Here is a 16189-nt window from a genome sequence, read left to right as displayed (position 1 = left end):
ATTATGTGTCGATATCTTGCGTGGAATCGTCGCAGCTCGTGCATTTGTACACAGACCGATTCATGACGCCTCACGCGCAATAAGGCAAAAAAGTGGCGCGCTGACGATGAGATAATATCGATGCGCCATGCATGAAATCGATTTTTCAATAGTTTACGCTACGTCACCTGAAGGCTCTCCAGCACACACTTCGAAGGCGAATTTATATGTTCCGTATGCGGTTTATATTTTCATTCTGCATAGAGATTAAATATTCCCTATACGGAATATGTGAGTTTATAGCGAGAAGATTTTCACGCGCGCGAACCGCCGGAATTCACCCCTCGCCCAGGCCGAAAAACGGGAGAAAACGGGGGAAAATCGGGCGCAAAATGGTTAATTTCGGACAGCAAAAAGGGGCCCCGAAAGGCCCCTTCCGCAGTCCCGTTTTGGGGCTGGTCTTGTCCGTCAGACGTCCCGCTCGGTCGTGACCGAGAGCGCCGACTGGGCGGCGGCGAGCCGGGCGATCGGCACGCGATAGGGCGAGCAGGAGACATAGGAGAGGCCCAGCTCCTCGCAAAAGGCGATGGAGGCCGGGTCGCCGCCATGCTCGCCGCAAATGCCGAGCTTGATGTCCGGGCGGGTCTGGCGGCCTCTTTCGGCCGCGATTCGCACCAGTTCGCCCACGCCTTCGGTATCCAGCGAGACGAAGGGGTCCTGGGAAATGACCTTTTTGGCCATGTAATCGTTCAGGAACGAAGCGGAATCGTCCCGGCTGATGCCATAGGTCGTTTGCGTCAAGTCGTTGGTTCCAAAGGAGAAAAACTCCGCGGACTCGGCAATCTGGCGGGCCATGAGGGCGGCGCGCGGCAATTCGATCATGGTGCCGATCTGGTAGACGAGCTTCGTGCCCTTCTCTTTCTCGACCGCTGCGGCGACCGCGATGATCTTGCCCTTCAGCAGGTCCAGTTCGGCCTTCATGGCGACGAGCGGGATCATGATTTCCGTAATCACAGGCTCGCCGGTCTCCTTGGCCGCCTCGATGGAGGCCTCGAAAATGGCCCGGGCCTGCATTTCGTAGATTTCCGGGTAGGTGATGCCCAGACGGCAGCCGCGATGGCCGAGCATGGGGTTGAACTCATGCAGGTCCTGAACGCGGCGGGCGAGCTTGTCTGCCGCTATGCCGGTCGAGACGGAGACCTGCTCGATCTCCTCCGGCGTCTTGGGCAGGAACTCGTGCAGCGGCGGGTCGAGCAGGCGGATCGTGACCGGCAGGCCCTTCATGATGACAAAGAGCTGGCGGAAGTCGTCGCGCTGCATCGGCAGGATTTTCTCCAGCGGCGCGCGGCGGCCCTTGGCGTCGTCGGCCAGAATCATCTGGCGGACGGCGACGATGCGCGAGTCGTCAAAGAACATATGCTCGGTGCGGCAAAGGCCGATGCCCTCCGCGCCGAATTTGCGGGCCGTGGCCGCGTCGAACGGCGTTTCGGCATTGGTGCGGATCTTCATGCGGCGGTGGCTGTCGGCCCAGCCCATCAGCGTTGCGAAGTCGCCCGAAAGCTCCGGCTGGAGCATCGGCACTTCGCCCTTGATGACCTGGCCCGTCGAGCCGTCGATGGTGATGATGTCGCCCTTCTTCACCGTGACGCCCATCACGGTGAATTGCTCGGCCTTGTAGTCGATGCGGATCGAGCCGACGCCAGAGACGCAAGGACGGCCCATGCCGCGCGCGACAACCGCCGCGTGACTCGTCATGCCGCCACGCGTCGTCAGAATGGCGACGGCGGAATGCATGCCGTGAATATCTTCAGGGCTTGTTTCGATGCGCACGAGAACGACGCTGCGGCCTTCGCTCTTTGCTGCGGCGGCTTCGTCGGACGAGAAGACGACTTCGCCGGAGGCGGCGCCCGGCGAGGCGGGAAGCCCCGTCGCGATCACGTCGCGCGCGGCATCGGGATCGAGCGTCGGATGCAGAAGCTGGTCGAGCGATGCGGGATCGACGCGCAGGATCGCAAGCTTCTCGTCGATCAAGCCTTCATGCGCCATATCGACGGCGATTTTCAGCGCGGCTTTCGCCGTACGCTTGCCTGCGCGGGTTTGCAGCATCCAGAGCTTGGCGTCCTGCACCGTGAACTCGACGTCCTGCATGTCGCGATAATGTTTTTCGAGGCGCGCGAAGACGGCGATCAGCTCGTCGAAAACTTCGGGCATCGCCTCTTCCATCGAGGCCTTGTTGTCCTTGGCTTCAAGGCGCGCCTTCTTCGTCAGCGATTGCGGTGTGCGGATGCCCGCCACCACGTCTTCGCCCTGCGCGTTCACCAGAAACTCGCCATAGATCGCGTGTTCGCCCGTCGAGGGATTGCGCGTGAAGGCAACGCCGGTTGCCGATGTCTCGCCCATATTGCCGAAGACCATCGCCTGGACGTTGACGGCAGTGCCCCAGCTTTCGGGAATGTTGTGGAGGCGGCGATATGTTTCCGCGCGCGCATTGCGCCATGAGCCGAAGACCGCGCCGATGGCGCCCCAGAGCTGCTCGTTCACATCCTGCGGGAAGGGACGGCCCAGCTCTTCCGTAACGCGTTTCTTGTAACGCGCAATCACGTCGCGCCAGTCATCCGCCTTCAAGTGAGTATCGAGCGTCAGCTCATGCTCGTCCTTATAGTATTCAAGGATCTCTTCGAAATTGTGATGATCGACGCCGAGAACGACATTGGAATACATCTGGATGAAGCGGCGATAGCTGTCGAAGGCGAAACGCTCATCGCCCGCGCGCGCAGCGAGGCCGAGCACTGTCTCATCGTTGAGGCCGAGATTCAGAACCGTATCCATCATGCCGGGCATGGACGCGCGCGCGCCGGAGCGAACCGAAACGAGTAGCGGATTTTGTTTATCGCCGAATGTCGCGCCGACCGTCTTTCCGACATGCGCGAGCGCAGCGTCGACCTGCGGCGAAAGATCGTCCGGGTACTGCCGGTCATTGTCGTAAAAGGCTGTGCAAAGCTCGGTGGTGATGGTGAAGCCGGGCGGCACGGGCAAGCCCAAATTCGACATCTCGGCAAGGTTTGCGCCCTTGCCACCCAGCAGGTTGCGCATCGATGCCGCGCCCTCTGCCTTGCCGTCACCGAAGGAATAGACCCATTTCGTCGTGGTCATCGCTTGCGCCTCTGGTTGGGACACCCCCTCACCCTTCCCTCTCCCCGAGGGGGAGAGGGTAAAGAGAGGTCCGCACTTACTTGCCCGCTCCCCCTTGGGGGCAGGACCGGGTGAGGGTTCTACCCCTCGACTTTCGAAAAATCTGCGACTGTGTGGAGCGCCGAGCGGATTTGCGCGAGAAGCTTCAGCCTGTTCTCGCGCAGCGGCAATTCGTCGGCATTCACAGTGACCTGTTCGAAGAAGGCGTCGACCGGCGCACGCAGTTTTGCGAGCGCGGCCATGGCGGCTTCGAAATCTTCGCGCGCAACGGCATTTGCCGCCTCGGCGCGCGCTTCTTCAATGCGATCGAAAAGTGCACGCTCCTCGTCCTGCTGAAACAGCGCGGGATCGGGAATGCCGTCGAAAGACTTGCCGTCTTTCTTCTCTTCGATCTTGAGAATGTTTACTGCGCGCTTGTAACCGGCGAGCAGGTTCTTGCCGTCATCTGTTGCAAGGAATGACGACAGCGCCTCAACGCGCTTCACAAAGAGAACGAGATCGCTCACTCCTCCCAATGTGGCATCAACGATATCATAACGCATGGTGCGATCACGCAGGTAGACCTTTACGCGATCATCGAAGAACTCAGAAATCTGAGCTTCCACATCCCATCCAAACGCGAAAAAATCGTCGTGCTTTTTAATAGGATCGAGAAAGAACTCGAGCTTCTCCTCATATCGCATATACGCTGACGTCCAATCTCCCCATGTATCGAGAACGCGTTCGTACTCCCCATGAGACAGGCGCTTTTTCCAGAAATCGTCCGCAAGCGCTTCCCATGCTTTTTCGACGATACTTCCGACATCCAATCGAATTCCACTCTCCAATACAGTCCTTATCACTCCAAGAGCCGATCTGCGGAGGGCGAATGGATCTTTGGATCCGGTAGGTCTGTCACCAATTCCGAAGAACCAAACCAGCGTGTCTAGTTTGTCAGCAAGTGCGACAACCTTACCAAGTGTCGACGCCGGTATAGAATCGGTCGGGCCGAGAGGCGAATAGTGTTCAGCTATTGCAATGGCGATATCATCGCCAAGGTCGTCATTGCGAGCGTAGTAGCCGCCCATCAAGCCTTGCAGTTCAGGAAACTCCCCGACCATGCCTGAGGTGAGGTCGGCTTTGGCGAGGCGACCTGCAGTCTCCGCCTTGTCCGCGTCAGCGCCCGGAACGAAGGCGGCGATTTCGCGCGCAAGCTTTGCAATGCGTTCGGCCTTTTCGCGCACGGTGCCAAGCTTGGCCTGAAAGACGACTTCTTCCAGTTTCGGCAGGCGGCTTTCAAGCGTGACCTTCTTGTCCTGCTCCCAGAGGAACTGGGCGTCGGCGAAGCGGGCGCGCAGCACGCGCTCGTTGCCGTTGATGATGGCCTTGCCGCCATCTTCCGCGATCAGGTTTGCGATGACGATGAAGCGCGGCGCGAGCTTGCCCTTCGCATCCGTCAGCGCGAAATATTTCTGGTTGGCGCGCATGGTGCTGGTCAGCACTTCCTGCGGCACTTCCATGAACTGATCGTCGATCTTGCCGATCAGCGGCACGGGCCATTCGACGAGGCCGGCGACTTCGTTCAACAGCGCTTCGTCTTCGAAAAGTTTCAGCCCCGCATCGGCGGCGAGTTTCAGCGCGCCTTCCTTGATCGACGCGGCACGCTTTGCCGGATCGAGGACCACTTTTGCGGCTTCGAGTTTCTTTTCATAGTCGGCAAAGCCCGTGACCGCGAACGCATCAGGCGCCATGAAACGGTGACCACGTGTCGTGTCGCCAGACGCGATGCCCTCGATCTCGAACGGCACGACCTTGCCGCCAAGGATGCAGAGGATCGAATGCAGCGGGCGAACCCAGCGCAATTCATGACGGCCTGAGCGCATCGACTTCGGCCATGGGAAGGCGCGAACAACGGCAGGCACAATCTCCGCGATCAGATCCGCCGTGGCGCGACCCTTTTTCTCGGTGAGGGCGATATAGAAGGCGCCCTTCTTGTCTTCCTGAACCGTCGCCTGATCGATGGATGTGAGGCCAGCGGCGCGGAGGAAGCCCTGTATTGCCTGATCGGGCGCGCCGACCTTGGGGCCCTTGCGCTCTTCCTTCACGTCCGGCGTCTTGTCCGGCAGGCCGTCGATAACGAGCGCAAGACGACGCGGCGTCGCAAAGGCGCGCGCATTCGCGCTCTCAACACCGGCCGCTTTCAGCGCATCGGTGACGAGGCGCTTCAGATCGTCGCTCGCACGCGCTTGCATGCGCGCGGGAATTTCTTCGGAGAAAAGTTCGAGGAGAAGCTCGCTCATGCGCCGCTCCCCGCAGGCGTTTTCAGCCAGGCTTCAGCGCAGCCCTTGGCGAGCGCGCGGACGCGGCCGATATAGGCCTGGCGCTCGGTGACGGAGATCACGCCGCGCGCATCGAGCAAATTGAAGTTGTGGCTCGCCTTGATGCACTGGTCGTAAGCGGGCAGCGCGAGACCTTTGTCGAGCAATGAGGCGCATTCCTTCTCGGCGTCCGCGAAGTGGCGGAACAGCATTTCCGTATCCGCATGTTCGAAGTTATGCGCGGAGAATTCGACTTCGGCCTGATGGAAGACGTCGCCATAGGTCACGCGGTCTTCGCCGGTCGCGCCATTGAAATCGAGGTCATAGCCGTTGTCGACGCCCTGAATATACATGGCGAGGCGTTCAAGCCCGTAGGTCAGCTCGCCCGCAACCGGATTGCAGTCGAAGCCGCCGACCTGCTGAAAATAGGTGAACTGCGAGACTTCCATGCCGTCGCACCAGACTTCCCAGCCGAGGCCCCAGGCGCCGAGCGTCGGGCTTTCCCAGTCGTCCTCGACAAAACGGATGTCGTGGTTCTTCGGGTCGATGCCGAGTTCATAGAGGCTCTGGAGATAGAGCTCCTGCAGATTGTCCGGGTTCGGCTTCAGGATGACCTGAAACTGGTAATAGTGCTGAAAGCGGTTCGGATTGGTGCCGTAGCGCCCGTCGGTGGGGCGGCGCGAGGGCTGCACATAGGCGGCTTTCCACGGCTTGGGGCCGAGCGCGCGCAAGGTCGTTGCTGGATGGAAAGTGCCTGCGCCCATCGACATGTCATAGGGCTGGAGAATCACACAGCCCTGCCCCGCCCAGTAGGTCTGGAGCTTCAGGATCAGGGACTGGAACGAATTGTCGGGTTTGGCCGTCATTGTCAGCCGATGCTTTCAGTAGACTTTGCGGGCAGTAATATTTGCGGGCGGCGGAATCGTGAGGGCTCGCGCCCTCTTTTGCGGCGCAACCTAGCGGCATGGCCTATGGGGGGTCAAGCAAGCGCCCCGGCATTGTCCGGTTCGCTCGCGACCACTTATAGTCGGCAAAGGCCGGGTCCAGCGACCCAATATATGTGCAGAAGGGCTTGCTTATGGCGGATGGCGAAATTCTGATCGGTAAAAGCGGCAAGCCCGAGGTTTTGCTGCTCCGTCTCGCCAACCGGCACGGGCTTGTGACCGGAGCCACCGGCACCGGCAAGACCGTGACCCTGCAAGTACTGGCGGAAGGCTTTTCCAATGCGGGCGTGCCGGTCTTTGCCGCCGACATCAAGGGCGACCTTTCGGGATTGAGCCAGGCGGGGGACGGAGCGGCCCCTTTCGTGAAGCGCGCCAGGGATATCGGCATCGACTATGTGCCTGACAGGTTTCCAACGGTTTTCTGGGATGTGTTCGGCGAGGAAGGCCATCCGGTCCGCGCCACCATTTCGGAGATGGGGCCGCTGCTGCTGGCGCGATTGCTCGATCTCAATGATACGCAGGAAGGCGTGCTCAACATCGCCTTTCGGGTTGCCGACGAGCAGGGCTTGCTGCTGCTCGACCTGAAGGACCTGCGCGCAATGCTCGCCTTCGTGTCGGAGAACGCCTCTTTGCTCAGCGCGCAATATGGCAATGTCTCGACGCAATCCGTCGGCGCGATCCAGCGGCAATTGCTGGTGCTGGAAAACCAGAAGGGTGCGAATTTCTTCGGCGAACCGGCGCTTGAGATCGGCGATCTGATGCGCACCGATCGCGAAGGGCGCGGCATCGTCAATATTCTGGCTGCCACCAGGCTGATGGATAATCCGCGTCTCTATGCGACGTTCCTGCTGTGGCTTCTGTCCGAGCTTTTCGAGGAACTGCCGGAAGTCGGCGATCTTGAAAAGCCCAAGCTCGTGTTCTTTTTCGACGAGGCGCATCTCCTCTTCAACGATGCGCCAAAGGCTCTGGTGGAATCGGTCGAGCGCGTCGTGCGGCTCATCCGCTCCAAGGGCGTCGGCGTTTATTTCGTGACGCAGAACCCGCTCGACGTGCCCGACAAGGTGCTGGCGCAGCTCGGCAATCGTGTGCAGCACGCGTTGCGTGCCTTCACGCCGCGCGACCAGAAGGCCGTGCGGGCGGCCGCGGATACATTCCGGCAGAACCCGGCTTTCAAAACGGAAGAAACAATCCTCGCGCTTGGCGTCGGCGAGGCGCTGGTGTCCACGCTCGATGCCAAGGGATCGCCCACAATGGTGGAGCGGACGCTGATCGCCCCGCCATCGGGCCGCGTCGGACCGGCAAGCGCAGCGGAGCGGCAGGCGATAATCGCGGAAAGCCCGGTGCGCGGGCGCTATGACAAGACGATCGATCGGGATTCGGCTTACGAAATGCTGCAGAAACGCAGCGAAGCGACGAAAGCGGCGGCCGCACCTGCCGCCGCCTCATCGGTCCCCACCACCTCGCCCTGGGATCAATCTGCGCCCGCACAGAGGCGTGAACGGGCGGAGCCTGCGCCGCGCGCGCGCCAAACTGCCTCCACGACAGAGAAGGTGGTCAGCAACATGGCGTCATCCGTCGCGCGCTCCATTGGAACGCAGGTCGGGCGAGCCATTTTCCGCTCGATTCTGGGCAGTATGACGAAGCGCTAGAGGGCGGACCGCTTAGCGGCGATTGTCCGGCACATAGAGGCCGTCTTCGACTTCACGGAGCGTGCCGAGGTCGCGCGGTTCGACGCGGGACTGGGCACGAGCGCGAACCATGCTGTCACGTTGACGCTCTGCAGCGCGGAGAATGGCTCTATAGGCCGTGTAGCAGGCCGCCATCAAAACAGCGGCGAAGACGAGCTTGCTCATGCTTTCACCCTCCAAGGGGTCACATTCCATATGGGGAACGGCGCCCAACGCGACGTAACAACTCATTAAAGGCCAAAACGATTCCAAATGGAACGAGTTTCGAGCGCGCCGAGCAATCCTTGCGCAAAGCCCTCGCCCAGATGGGACGGTTCGGCAAATGAAGCCGAGGCGCTGGTCAGCCCAATTCCACGCCGCCAGAAGGGCTTTTTGCCACCGACAAGCTTCAGGCGAACTTCTTTTCCGAACCGCTCGCGCATGACGCTGCGCAGATCGCCGACGCCGTCGATGAGGCCGCGCGAGAGTGCGCCGGAGGCCGCCCAGAACTCACCGGTGAAAAGACCATCGGACGGCTCCGCCAGCCTTTCTCCCCGCGCGCGGCGGACAAGGCTTTTGAAGTTTTCGTGGACGTCGTGCTGAAGCGCCTTGAGGCGCTCCACGTCATCGGGATTTTCCGGCTTGAAGGGATCGAGCATCGACTTGCTCTCGCCTGACGTATGCACGCGACGCTCGACGCCGAGCTTGTCGATGAGGCCGGTGAAACCGAAGCCCGCCGAGACGACGCCGATCGAGCCGATGATGGAGCTTTCATCGGCATAAATTTCATCGGCTGCGCAGGCGAGCATATAGCCGCCGGACGCGGCGACATCTTCCGCGAACGCAAATACGGGGAGAGTTTTTTCGGCGGCGAGCGCACGCACGCGCTTATAGATGAGTGAGGATTGCACCGGCGAGCCGCCCGGCGAATTGATCGACAGCGCAACGGCTTTCACGCCCTTCATCGTGAAGGCCGCCTCCAGCGCGCCAGCAACCGATGCGAGGTCGATGCCGCCGCGCAGGGGCGAGACTGCGCCGATGACGCCGTTCAGACGCACCACGGCAACGACCGCCGGAGACGTGTAATTCGGAAAGGCGCGGCGGCGGAGCGGCGAAGGCAAAAGAGGCGCAATCAAATTCTTCATGTCTGAAATATTCACTCAAGTCGGTTGATCGAGAAGAAGCGGTGCCGCATGGCGCAAAATACTGTCTGCCTTTTCGCTGAAACGACCGTCACGGTCATGCAGCACAAGGCCCGGGCGAAGCGTCAGCGGCGCTCTGGAGCCGCGCGTTCCACGCAGGATTACCCGGCTTGCGGGTTTGCCGAGCGCGGGCCATAGCGGGAAGACTTCGATGCCGCCGAGATGGGCGCGAATTGAGGACAGAAGATCGCCCAGCGCATCGGCACGGTGAATGAAGCTCACAGTACCTTTCGGGCGCACTATGGTGCAGGCAAAACGCACCCAGTCGCCAAGTTCCGAACCCAGTGTCAGGTGAGACTGGGCCTTGCTCGCATCGGGCGAAGAGGAATTGCTCGATGGATCGTAAAATGGCGGGTTTGCAAAGACATGGTCCCAGCTCTGCGGCTCAAGCCCCTGTGTGACAAGATCACGCACCTGCATGCCGACATTGCCTTCGACGAAGGTCGCGCGCGTTTGCAGCGCATTGCGCCGCGCATTTTCGCGCGCAAGGCGCACGAGATCTTCCTGAAGCTCGAGACCGCAGACATCGACGCCGGGAACACGCGTGGCGAGGCAAAGGCTCGCAACGCCGACGCCGGACCCTGCTTCCAGCACGCGCTCGCCCTTGCGCGCCGGAATGGAAGCCGCAAGCAGCACAGCATCTATGCCAGCGCGATAACCTTTCGCGGGCTGAAGCATTTGAAGCCTGCTGCCGAGAAATCCGTCATCGGTGTGAGCGGCATCAATTGAACCCGCCAGGTCCGCGCCGATAGTCGATTCGCTTGCTTCGTTCATGATTGCCTATCCCGATCCTGCTTCACGCCGTCCAGAATGTCCCATGCCCGACTGTGGTCTTCTTCAGCCACCATGATACGGCGCGGGAGCACGCCGAGCGAGCCTTCGAGCACGCTCATATGGCCGTCGAGTGTCAGTGGCTCAATGCCTTCTTCGCGCAGGCGGTGCTCGAGATAGGAAATCAGCACCATATCGTTCGTCCGGATCAGCTCTTTCATGCTCTTTCCCGTCACTTGCGGCGCATGCGCAACACTTGCCGCGAATGCACCTCCCACCTATGCTCCACTGAAAGATTAACACATATGCGGCCCGTATTTTCAGGAGCGAATATTGGGAGTTGTTGTCCCACTCGATGAGGAACGAGGGCGTAGCCAGAACGCCGTTGCTCAGTTGCAGGCGCTGGTCGCCAAGGATATGGACGATGTCAACGAATTCATCCGTGAACGGATGGCATCTGACGTCCCCATGATCCCCGAGCTTGCGAGCCACCTGATCAATTCAGGCGGCAAGCGGCTTCGTCCCATGCTGACCATCGCGGCCTCGCGCATCTGCGGCTATACAGGCCGGGATCACATCAAGCTTGCGGCCAGCGTCGAGTTCCTGCACACGGCCACGCTGCTGCATGACGATGTGGTCGACGAGAGCGATTTGCGGCGCGGCAAGAAGACTGCGCGCATGCTCTGGGGCAATCAGGCCAGCGTTCTGGTCGGCGATTTTCTGCTGGGCCGCGCCTTCCGCCTGATGGTCGAGACGCGCTCGCTCCGCGCGCTTGAAATCATCGCCAATGCAGCCTCGATCATCGCCGAAGGCGAAGTGATGCAGCTTGCAGCGGCAAAGGACACGAGCACGACCGAAGACGCCTATATGCGCGTCATTCAGGCAAAGACGGCGGCGCTTTTTGCTGCGGCTGCCGAAGTCGGCGGCGTGATCGCAGAGCGCAGCCCGAATGAGGCGGCGGCGCTTGAGTCCTACGGCCGCAACCTCGGAATCGCTTTCCAGCTTGTCGACGATGCGCTCGATTATGGCGGTCGCGCGGCGTCGCTCGGCAAGAATGTCGGCGACGATTTCCGCGAGGGCAAGATCACTCTTCCCGTCGTGCTCGCCTTCCGGCGCGGCGACGAACAGGAACGCACCTTCTGGCAGCGGACTTTGCAAGAGGGCGACCAGCGCGACGGCGATCTGGAACATGCGACACAGCTTGTGGCGCGACATGGCGCCATTGACGACACGATCGCGCGAGCACGCCATTACGGCGCGATTGCAAAAGACGCGCTGGCGATCTTCCCGGAAAGCGACTACCGGCAGGCACTGATCGATCTCGTTGATTTCTGCATCAGCCGGACTTATTGATCTTTATTGCGGGACCGGAGAGCGTGGCAATTCGGGCTGCACTTGCAGCGAGATGGATTGTCTAAAGTCTGTTTGCGGCAGCTATCCACCAGCGAGGCTGCTTCGCCTTAAGCTCCGCTTCGGCAGCGCGCGCTTCGGCCTCACCTGCATAGATTCCAAAGCAAGTTGCGCCCGAGCCGGACATTCGGGTGAGACGGCACCCCTTCGTCTTGCCGATCGCCGCGATCACATCGGCGATGACGGGCGCGAGCTTTTGCGCAGGCGCTTCGAGATCGTTTCCATGCGCGGTGAGCCAGGAGATGAGCGCGTCGAGCCCTGTCATGGCGGGCAATTTCGGGCCGATACCCAGTTCATCGAGAGGCGAAGCGTTCAGCACCTTGAAGACTTGCGCGGTGGAAACGGCAATGCCGGGATTTGCGAGCACGAGCCAGAACGGCGGCAACGCATCCGTGCGGACGACCAGATCACCTATGCCCCACATCAGCGCGGGTCGGCTGTCGAGGCATACGGGCACATCGGCGCCGAGACGAAGCGCAAGCGAGGCGAGAACCTCCGGCTCGACGGAGGCTTCCCAGAGTTTCGCGAGGAGGCGCAAGGCAGCAGCGGCGTCAGCCGATCCGCCGCCTATGCCGGATGCGACGGGCAGGTTTTTTTCCAGCGTCAGCCGCGCCCCGCGCTTTCGCCCCAGGCAATCGCCAAGCGCCGTTGCCGCGCGCAGAACGAGATTGTTGCTTTTATCGCCAAGGGCGCCGGCAAACGGGCCGGTAACGTCGAGCGCCAGAGCGGGCGCAAGCTCGCCCCTCAGCACATCGCCGCAATCGGCGAAAACAACGAGGCTTTGGAGATCGTGAAAGCCGTCGCCGCGGCGGCCGCGCACCAGCAAGGAGAGATTGATTTTCGCCGGGGCCCTTTCGCGCATGGGCAGCATGAGCGTCAGGAGCCGCGCGGAGCGGTGGGCGGTTGATGCCGCTGCGTCGCTTCGCCGGCTTCGAGACCGAATTCGAGCTTCGCTTTCAGAACCTCGATGCGGTCTTTCTCGGGCTTCATTTCAAGCGCATGGCTCCACTGGAAACGCGCTTCGATCTTGCGACCGACCTTCCAGAAGGCATCGCCCAGATGATCGTTGATGGTTGAATCATCGGGCTCGAGTTCAACGGCGCGCTGAAGCACCTGCACCGCCCTTGCGTAATCCCCGAGCCGGTAATGCGCCCAGCCGAGGCTGTCGACGATGAAACCATCGGTGGGGCGAAGCTCGACCGCCTTTTCGATCATGGCCAGCGCTTCTTTCAGATGCGCGCCCTGTTCGATCCAGGAATAGCCGAGATAGTTGAGAACGAGCGGATGATCGCTGGACAGCTTGAGCGCCGTTTTCAGATCGCGTTCGGCGTCGGACCATTTGCCGAGACGCTCATTGCAGATGCCACGCGCGTAATAGAGCGACCAATGCGACGGCGCAGTCTTGCCCGCCACTTCTATCGCATGGCTGTATTGCGCGGCAGCTTCGGCATAGTTCTCCTTGCTGCGATAGATGTCGCCCAGCGCAACCATCGGCTCGATGGCATTGGGGTTGTCGGCAGCATAGGCGCGCAGCACGGCAATGGCTTCGGGCTGCTTGTCGAGGCGATCCAGATCGAGCGCGGTCTGAATGCGGGCGTTCTGATAGAGGGGCGAATCCTTCGACACCCTGCTATAGGCGGCTATGGCGTCGGCCCAGCGCTTTTTCTGCTCATATGTATCGGCGAGCAGCGTATGCGCGACGTTGAAATCCGGACGCAACCAGATTGCCAGCTGGAGATAGAGACCGGCAAGTTCGTTGCCGGAATCCTGCGCCAGTGCGCTTCCCAAACCATATAGCGCTTCGGCGACGCCTTCCGCTGCGGTCGAAACCAGCGGCTTCAGCACATCGCCCTTGTTGAGCCGGGCAAGCGCCGAACGGACAAGCGGATGATCGGGCGCGAGGGCTGCATATTGATCGAGCGCGGCGCGCGCTTCGTTCTGGCGTCCCTGGCGCGACAGGAAACTTGCATAGGATTCGACGATGCGGATGGAGGTGCCGCCGCTCGAATCCATCGCCTGCCTGTATGAATCCTCGGCCTCCTTGGCATCGCCAAGCATGTCGAGGATGAGCGCCTTGTGGTAGGTGCGGAAAAGATCGAAGGCGGGCTTGTTCTCAAAAGCCTTGAGCTTGGCAAGCGCGAGATCCTTGTCCCCGTCTCCGGCGGCCGCCCAGCTCTGCGTCAGCGAACCGACAAGCGCGACGAAAACGCCCGACTCGGCGCTGCCGATCTGCTTCTGGGCATCCTTGTAATCGCGATTGTTGATGTCGTTGAGCGCGAGGACGAGACGCCCCATCCGGTGATCGGGGGAAATCTTGATAAGTCGACGGGCAAGCCTGACCGCGCGACCCATGTCGCCGCCATTCAGCGACACCATGAAGGCGCGTTCGATGACGACCGGATTGTCGGGATCGACGGCGAGCGTCTTGTCGAAATACTTGTTTGCCTCATCCGTCTCGTGAACGGCGCTCGCATAGCGCGCGGCCAGATAGTCGCCGTAAGGCGTCTCTCCTCCGCGGCTGCCGCCAGTGAGATTGCTCAACCCGGCACAACCCTGAAGCGTCAGCAATATGGTGGCCGCAGCAATTGCCCGCCAGGACGGGATATAGCCTTTAGATACCATCACCCTTTTAGCCTCTGAACACGCAAAGCTGCATCCCCCGCGCCCAAGCGCAGGCACAACGAGGCCGGCATCCACGGTGAATGCCGGCCCCTGATGTTCAGCTTAGCCTATAAAATGTGGCCGCGATATGTGGGGTGTTGGTGAATACCGCTCACATGTTCGGGTAATTTGGGCCGCCGCCGCCTTCCGGGACCGTCCAGTTGATGTTCTGCGTCGGGTCCTTGATGTCGCAGGTTTTGCAGTGGACGCAGTTCTGGGCGTTGATCTGGAAGCGCGGATTCTTGCCTTCCGCATCCAGAACGACCTCGTAAACGCCGGCCGGGCAATAGCGCTGCGCGGGCTCGGCAAAGGTCGGCAGGTTGTAGGCGATCGGGATCGCCGGATCCTTGAGCTTCAGATGGATCGGCTGGTCTTCTTCGTGGTTGGTCGCCGAAATGAAGACCGAGGACAGCTTGTCGAAGGAAATCTTCCCATCGGGCTTGGGATAGTCGATCGGCTTGCACTCGGACGCCTTCTTCAGCGTTTCGTGATCCGCCTTGCCGTGCTTCAGGGTGAAGGGCAAGCCGATGCCGAGCTGGTTCATCCACATGTCGACAAAGCTGAAGCCCATGCCGAAAAAGGTACCGAAGCGCGACAAGAATGGCTTCACGTTGCGGACGCGCTTCAGGTCCTTGTAGACGGGGCTGCCGATATAGGCCTTTGCATAGGCGGTCAGTTCATCCGCCGCGCGCCCGCCCTTCACCGCGTCGAAGGCCGCTTCCGCGCCCATCATGCCGGTGAGCATGGCGTTATGGCTGCCCTTGATGCGGGGCACGTTGACGAAGCCTGCCGAGCAGCCAATCAGCGCGCCGCCCCGGAAGGTGAGCTTCGGCACGGACTGGAAGCCGCCCTCGGTGATGGCGCGCGCGCCATAAGCGATGCGCTTGCCGCCTTCGAAAGTGTCGCGGATCGCCGGATGCATCTTAAAGCGCTGGAACTCATCGAAGGGCGAAAGATAGGGATTCTTGTAGTTGAGATGGACGACGAAGCCCACGGAGACGAGATTATCGCCGAAGTGATAGAGGAACGAGCCGCCGCCGGTGTCGTCGCTGAGCGGCCAGCCGAGCGTGTGCTGAACCTTGCCCTTCTGGTGCTTCGCCGGGTCGATCTCCCAGACTTCCTTGAGGCCGATGCCGTATTTCTGCGGATCGCGGCCTTCATCGAGCTTGAATTTGCGGGTCAGTTCCTTGGTCAGCGAGCCACGCGCGCCTTCGGCGAACAGCGTATATTTGGCGCGCAGTTCCATGCCGCGCGTATAGCTGTCCTTGTGGTGACCGTCTTTTGCGACACCCATGTCGCCAGTGGCGACACCGCGCACGCTGCCGTCCTCGTTATAGAGGACCTCGGCACCGGCAAAACCGGGATAGATTTCAACGCCGAGTTCTTCCGCCTTGGTCGCAAGCCAGCGGCAGAGATTGGCAAGGCTGCCAATATAATTGCCGTGATTGTTCATCAGCGGCGGATAAAGAAAGCTCGGTATGGTGAGGCTGCCAGCCGGGCCCAGATAGATAAAATGATCGGACACGACCGGCGTGTCGAGCGGTGCGCCCTGCTCCCTCCAGTCGGGAATGAGCTTGTCGAGGCCGATCGGATCGATGACCGCGCCCGAAAGAATATGCGCACCAACTTCCGAGCCTTTTTCGATCAGGCAGACGGAGATGTCGAAATCCTGCTCGGCTGCGAGCTGGCGCAGACGGATCGCCGCGGAAAGACCCGCAGGGCCGCCGCCTACGATCAGGACGTCATATTCCATGAACTCGCGTTCGACAGTTTCTTCGCTCATTTCGCGTCTCTCCTCGCAGCTTGCCCATATGGCCAAGCCATTGATCGTCTTATCAACCGGGCCACTTTATGGTGCCTCGCCGTAGATTGGTCAACATCAAGGCAAGCCGTGCTAGATTAGATCAGACAGACCCACGATTGCCCCGGAACAAAACCGCTCGCGCCATGACGCAATTTGAACAGTCCAGCAAAACGCTGACGCGCGAGGAGGCAGCCGCACTGCTCTCTTTCCTCGTGGAAGCGGGCGTGAGCGATGCATTGGGCGCGGAAGCTCAGAACCGTTA

General features: G+C 60.8%; 12 protein-coding genes. 2 read left to right on the top strand and 10 right to left on the bottom strand.

Annotation, left to right across the window (positions count from 1 at the left end; all coding sequences use genetic code 11):
* Positions 1-447: 447 nt before the first annotated feature.
* The 3 genes from ppdK to WA943_RS04230 all read right to left on the bottom strand — a co-directional run bounded on the left by ppdK (position 448) and on the right by WA943_RS04230 (position 6334).
* Complete coding sequence (gene ppdK / locus WA943_RS04240; RefSeq protein WP_424468601.1) at positions 448-3132, bottom strand: pyruvate, phosphate dikinase; 2685 nt, start codon at positions 3130-3132, stop codon at positions 448-450.
* Positions 3133-3251: 119 nt separating this feature from the next.
* Positions 3252-5450 (bottom strand): glycine--tRNA ligase subunit beta, encoded by a 2199-nt coding sequence (gene glyS / locus WA943_RS04235; RefSeq protein ID WP_424468600.1) that lies wholly within the window; start codon positions 5448-5450, stop codon positions 3252-3254.
* Positions 5447-6334, bottom strand: coding sequence for a glycine--tRNA ligase subunit alpha (locus tag WA943_RS04230; protein ID WP_424468599.1), 888 nt, complete (start codon positions 6332-6334; stop codon positions 5447-5449). The genes glyS and WA943_RS04230 overlap by 4 nt, the downstream gene beginning before the upstream one ends.
* A 212-nt stretch (positions 6335-6546) precedes the next feature.
* Between WA943_RS04230 and WA943_RS04225 the strand changes: the two genes are divergently transcribed.
* Positions 6547-8061 carry a helicase HerA-like domain-containing protein gene (locus WA943_RS04225; protein WP_424468598.1) on the top strand — a complete coding sequence of 505 codons (1515 nt, stop codon included), beginning with the start codon at positions 6547-6549 and terminating at the stop codon, positions 8059-8061.
* Between the two features lie 12 nt (positions 8062-8073).
* On the opposite strand, the gene WA943_RS04220 is transcribed toward WA943_RS04225, so the two are convergent.
* The 4 genes from WA943_RS04220 to WA943_RS04205 form a co-directional block, all read right to left on the bottom strand.
* Positions 8074-8265: a hypothetical protein gene (locus tag WA943_RS04220; protein ID WP_424468597.1), complete on the bottom strand. Its 192-nt coding sequence runs from the start codon at positions 8263-8265 to the stop codon at positions 8074-8076.
* A gap of 65 nt (positions 8266-8330) precedes the next feature.
* Positions 8331-9224 carry a S49 family peptidase gene (locus WA943_RS04215; protein ID WP_424468596.1) on the bottom strand — a complete coding sequence of 298 codons (894 nt, stop codon included), beginning with the start codon at positions 9222-9224 and terminating at the stop codon, positions 8331-8333.
* A 15-nt stretch (positions 9225-9239) separates the two neighbouring features.
* Positions 9240-10055: a tRNA1(Val) (adenine(37)-N6)-methyltransferase gene (locus WA943_RS04210; RefSeq protein ID WP_424468595.1), complete on the bottom strand. Its 816-nt coding sequence runs from the start codon at positions 10053-10055 to the stop codon at positions 9240-9242.
* Positions 10052-10273 (bottom strand): DUF2007 domain-containing protein, encoded by a 222-nt coding sequence (locus WA943_RS04205; protein ID WP_424468594.1) that lies wholly within the window; start codon positions 10271-10273, stop codon positions 10052-10054. The genes WA943_RS04210 and WA943_RS04205 overlap by 4 nt, the downstream gene beginning before the upstream one ends.
* A gap of 112 nt (positions 10274-10385) precedes the next feature.
* Between WA943_RS04205 and WA943_RS04200 the strand changes: the two genes are divergently transcribed.
* Positions 10386-11405 (top strand): polyprenyl synthetase family protein, encoded by a 1020-nt coding sequence (locus WA943_RS04200; protein ID WP_424468593.1) that lies wholly within the window; start codon positions 10386-10388, stop codon positions 11403-11405.
* Between the two features lie 61 nt (positions 11406-11466).
* On the opposite strand, the gene WA943_RS04195 is transcribed toward WA943_RS04200, so the two are convergent.
* From WA943_RS04195 to WA943_RS04185, 3 genes are all read right to left on the bottom strand, one after another.
* On the bottom strand, positions 11467-12333 hold the full coding sequence (locus WA943_RS04195; RefSeq protein WP_424468592.1) for a 4-(cytidine 5'-diphospho)-2-C-methyl-D-erythritol kinase: 867 nt from the start codon (positions 12331-12333) through the stop codon (positions 11467-11469).
* Positions 12334-12338: 5 nt separating this feature from the next.
* Positions 12339-14084: a tetratricopeptide repeat protein gene (locus WA943_RS04190; protein ID WP_424468630.1), complete on the bottom strand. Its 1746-nt coding sequence runs from the start codon at positions 14082-14084 to the stop codon at positions 12339-12341.
* 151 nt (positions 14085-14235) lie between these two features.
* The gene (locus tag WA943_RS04185) at positions 14236-15906 is read right to left on the bottom strand and encodes an electron transfer flavoprotein-ubiquinone oxidoreductase (protein WP_424468591.1); all 1671 of its coding nucleotides are present in this window, start codon (positions 15904-15906) and stop codon (positions 14236-14238) included.
* Positions 15907-16189: the final 283 nt, after the last annotated feature.

Source organism: Parvibaculum sp., from assembly GCF_049651025.1.
GTDB lineage: Bacteria > Pseudomonadota > Alphaproteobacteria > Parvibaculales > Parvibaculaceae > Parvibaculum.
This window is presented reverse-complemented; position numbering and strand designations above follow the sequence as displayed.

What these genes read in the sequence shown, in the direction of transcription:
- WA943_RS04215 (WP_424468596.1), bottom strand. Translation starts at nt 9,224, where the DNA reads ATGAAGAATTTGATTGCGCCTCTTTTGCCTTCGCCGCTCCGCCGCCGC.
- WA943_RS04220 (WP_424468597.1), bottom strand. Translation starts at nt 8,265, where the DNA reads ATGAGCAAGCTCGTCTTCGCCGCTGTTTTGATGGCGGCCTGCTACACG.
- glyS (WP_424468600.1), bottom strand. Translation starts at nt 5,450, where the DNA reads ATGAGCGAGCTTCTCCTCGAACTTTTCTCCGAAGAAATTCCCGCGCGC.
- WA943_RS04210 (WP_424468595.1), bottom strand. Translation starts at nt 10,055, where the DNA reads ATGAACGAAGCAAGCGAATCGACTATCGGCGCGGACCTGGCGGGTTCA.
- WA943_RS04195 (WP_424468592.1), bottom strand. Translation starts at nt 12,333, where the DNA reads ATGCTGCCCATGCGCGAAAGGGCCCCGGCGAAAATCAATCTCTCCTTG.
- ppdK (WP_424468601.1), bottom strand. Translation starts at nt 3,132, where the DNA reads ATGACCACGACGAAATGGGTCTATTCCTTCGGTGACGGCAAGGCAGAG.
- WA943_RS04205 (WP_424468594.1), bottom strand. Translation starts at nt 10,273, where the DNA reads ATGAAAGAGCTGATCCGGACGAACGATATGGTGCTGATTTCCTATCTC.
- WA943_RS04225 (WP_424468598.1), top strand. Translation starts at nt 6,547, where the DNA reads ATGGCGGATGGCGAAATTCTGATCGGTAAAAGCGGCAAGCCCGAGGTT.
- WA943_RS04185 (WP_424468591.1), bottom strand. Translation starts at nt 15,906, where the DNA reads ATGAGCGAAGAAACTGTCGAACGCGAGTTCATGGAATATGACGTCCTG.
- WA943_RS04190 (WP_424468630.1), bottom strand. Translation starts at nt 14,084, where the DNA reads ATGGTATCTAAAGGCTATATCCCGTCCTGGCGGGCAATTGCTGCGGCC.
- WA943_RS04230 (WP_424468599.1), bottom strand. Translation starts at nt 6,334, where the DNA reads ATGACGGCCAAACCCGACAATTCGTTCCAGTCCCTGATCCTGAAGCTC.